This window comes from Terriglobales bacterium, assembly GCA_035567895.1.
Lineage (GTDB): Bacteria > Acidobacteriota > Terriglobia > Terriglobales > Acidobacteriaceae > Gp1-AA112.
Genome location: DATMPC010000033.1, coordinates 1 through 3,666, shown reverse-complemented (window position 1 = coordinate 3,666; position 3,666 = coordinate 1). Strand labels below are relative to the sequence as shown.

Genomic DNA, 3,666 nt, shown 5'->3' with positions numbered 1-3,666 from the left:
TATTTCGCCATCGTCGGGACGATCGTTCGGGAAAGCAGATACGATGCCAACATAGCGAACACCACTGCCTCGGCGAGGGGCACAAACAGATATCGCGCCACACCTGAGAGCAGGAACATCGGCGCAAACACGATGCAGATCGAAAGAGTGGATACGAACGCGGGTGTCGCGATTTGCGACGCGCTGTCCAGGACAACTTCATCCATGTCCTTATCTGGTTCGGCAGCGCGATTTCGATTGATGTTTTCGACTTCTACAGTGGCATCGTCCACCAGGATGCCGACCGCGAGGGCGAGTCCACCGAGCGTCATGATATTGATCGTTTCTCCGATGGCGCTGAACACAATGATGGAGGTCAGGATGGCCAGAGGAATGGAGGTCGCGATGATCAGCGTGCTTCGCCAACTGCCCAAAAAAGTGAGAATCATGAAAGCTGTCAGGCACGCGGCAATCAGCGTTTCCCTCACCACTCCGCTGATCGCGCCTTGGACGAAAATCGACTGATCCGCGAGAGGGCTTATCTGCAGCTGAGGTGGAACGGTTGTCTTAATCTGCGGCAGAAGTGCCTTGATGCCCGCGATCACGCTCAGAGTTGACGCATCTCCAGCTTTCTGAATCGTCAGCAATACGGAGCGCTGCCCATTGACCTTCACAATATTTGTCTGCGGGGGGAATCCATCGCGCACCCAGGCAACATCTCTTATGTAAATCGTAGTCCCACCGACCGTCTTGATCGGAATTCGATTCAGGTCGTCAATCGTTTGCGGTGCTGCGTTGGGAATGGAAACGTCGTATTCCTTAGACCCGATTTTTGACGTTCCTGTGGGCAGAACTAAATTCTGCAAGCTGATCGCGTTCACTACATCCAGCGGGGACAGCCCCTTCGACTGCAGTGCCGTTGTATTCAGGTCTACCTGCACCTGGCGTTGTTTTCCGCCGTAGGGGTAAGGGACCGATGCACCGGGCACGGTGATGAGCTGGGTGCGTATGAAATTCAGCCCATAGTCGTTGAGTTGTTGCTCCGACATATTTTGGCCCGAAAGAGCTAACTGCAGGACGGGCACGCTCGATGCGCTATAGGCCAAAATGAGCGGAGGCGTCGTTCCTACAGGCAATTGCCTTAGCTGAGTCTGAGAAACCGCCGTGATCTGTGCAATGCCCTGCTGAATACTCGCATTCGGCTGCAAGAAAACCTTGACGACTGCTATTCCATACAGCGACTGTGACTCGATGTGCTCGATATTGTCCACCGTGGTGGTTAGCGCTCGCTCTGTGATACTCACGATCCGGTCGGCCATGTCCTCCGGCACGAGACCGTTGTAACTCCAAATAATGCTCACAACGGGAATGTTGATATTCGGAAAGATATCGGTTGGGGTGCGAACGATAGCGAGCGCACCCATGATCAGGATGAGTATGGCCAATACCACGAAGGTATAGGGCCGCTGCAATGCGAGTCTAACGATCCACATAGGATTCCCCGTTCCCCGTTCTTCAATTACCGAGAATTGCTCACGGCGGCCACTTCGCCGTCTGCGACCTCGCGATGCCTAGGCCACCTGTCGTCCGACTGCAAGACTTGCAGGAATCTGCCCGCGCAATGCTCTGCGTCGCGGTAGCGCTTTGCGATCGTGATCTCGTGCAGTGCTCGTCACGCGCGTGCGAGTATTCTCCGATTCAATCATCACAACCGACGCAGGAGTGCGCATCCGCAATGAACTGGGTTTTGCGTTGAGCGATCGACGCATAAGCTGGCGGAGCTTCGCGCGTGCCCGAGTGAGCTGAGCCTTCACCGTTCCCTCTGGCACACCAAGAATGAACGCTGCTTCATGCGTCGTGAGACCCTCTACGCCACGTAATTGAAGGGCTTTGCGTAACGGAGCTGACATCTGCGACAAGAAGTGCCGGACGCGCTCATGCAACTCCGATTCACGGCAGACGTCTTCAGGGCTTGGGCTGTCGTCCGCGATTCGTTCTGCTAGAGAATTCTGCTGGTCGTCGTCAAACGGCTCATCGAGCGACACTTGGATGTGGCCGGACCGCTTGCGCAATTGCATCCGTGCGGAATTGATGACAATGGTGGTCAGCCAGGTGGACATTTGCGCTCCGCCCCGGAATTGATCCAAGTGCTTGTAAGCAGAGAGAAGTGCATCCTGAACCGCATCCTCCGCGTCGGCTGCATTACCCAGTTTTCGAAAAGCCATTCGCTGGAATGAAGGCAGAGAGCGCGAGAGGGCCTCATTGAATTGCCGAGCGTTCTCGGAGTTCGAATTCATCTGAAATCTCTGTTCGCCTGCAGTGTCTATGTTTGCCGGTTGCATTTCTCTTTCCTCCCGATGACGACAAACCAAAGAAATGCAAGCGCCTCTCCAAACCAACCAGGATCGCCGGTGGTTCCGCATCTTCAGCTATGCAAGGGGTTTAGGTGATCGTGCTGGCACTGTACATTGAATGAGAAAAGCGTCGCTCGGCGGACACAACGTCAACATTTCGACTCATCGCGAGCTTCAGAGCGGGCATTTAGAGCCCGCACGGATTTCACATAAGTTGCTCGCTGAGCTAGGGAGAAAAATGTCGCGGACTGTGATTTTTATATGTGGTGCTAAAAGGGCGGGTGAAGACGGACCGAAGACGGGGCAAACACCGAAAGACCATTATCTGAACCGAGCGTCCGGCATGGCAAAAAATCCGGAGCACCGCAAATCAGACCTATAGTCGAGGAAGTCGTTTAAGCGACGACATTTCGGGTCGGAGATCCTTTCTGAGCCGTGGATTTGGCTTGTCGCGAGCGAACTGCAGAAAGATCGCTGCGGTTACGACCGTTTCGACCGTAAACACGGATGGTAGAACTGGGGCTTATATGTGCTCGTGAACCAGGAGCAGCCTCCGGCAGTGACGCCGACACACCAAGAGAGGACCGAATCGTCTAATAAAGCCAATCGGCATTCACCTTGGCGGCACGCTCGAAGATAGCGTGTAGCCATCCGTCAGGGTCTTGAGAAATGCCACTAGGAAGTCTTCTTGCCGGTCGCTCAGTTTCAAATCGCCGAGTTGTTTTCGATTCATCGTCTCCGGATTCTCAGGGGCCGGCCAGCAGGTCACTTTCTCGCCCGGATCTCCGGGTTTGCACCTCGGCAGCGCGTCTCGTGTGTTGTAGAAATGGACGACTTCCTTGAGTGACTTGAGATATCCGTTGTGCATGTAGGCTTTCACGAAGTCAGGACGCGGTCGCTTGTCTACATTCCGCAGGGTGGGCGTCTTGAACTTTCCGGCAAAAGAACTGGCCATCGCCGCCCACTCGGGATTCGGGTTTTGCTTGCTAGCCAGGAAACCGCCCACTCCGGGGTCCCGATATTTAAGGCCCTCCGGGTTTGCCGCGTAGCCGAATTCGTCGGGAGCATTTTCCTCGTAGAAAGGAAGCGCCGGGTTCGGCGGCACGCCCAAGTTGGACGCGGTGAAATCCGTGAATAGCGGCTCCTCACCCGGGCCTCCATCTCTATGGCATTCGTTGCAGTGCGTGGCTTTGCTGCGAAATAGTTCGTAGCCCATCTTTTCCTCTGGGGTGAACTCCACCTTTCCGGCCATAACATAGTCGTATTTTGAAGAGAACGAATTCACTTCGGGCGAAGTCTCGAAAGCCGCAATCGCTTCCGCAATTCGATCGAA

Annotated in this window: 3 protein-coding genes; all 3 read right to left on the bottom strand. The window is 54.8% G+C overall.

Annotation, left to right across the window (positions count from 1 at the left end):
* The coding region (locus VNX88_07885; protein HWY68571.1) for an efflux RND transporter permease subunit at positions 1 to 1,472 on the bottom strand (1,472 nt) is incomplete at its 3' end.
* Between the two features lie 78 nt (positions 1,473 to 1,550).
* Positions 1,551 to 2,276: a sigma-70 family RNA polymerase sigma factor gene (locus tag VNX88_07880; protein ID HWY68570.1), complete on the bottom strand. Its 726-nt coding sequence runs from the start codon at positions 2,274 to 2,276 to the stop codon at positions 1,551 to 1,553.
* Between the two features lie 670 nt (positions 2,277 to 2,946).
* Positions 2,947 to 3,666, bottom strand: a 720-nt coding sequence (locus tag VNX88_07875; protein ID HWY68569.1) for a hypothetical protein, incomplete at its 5' end; no start/stop codon positions are given.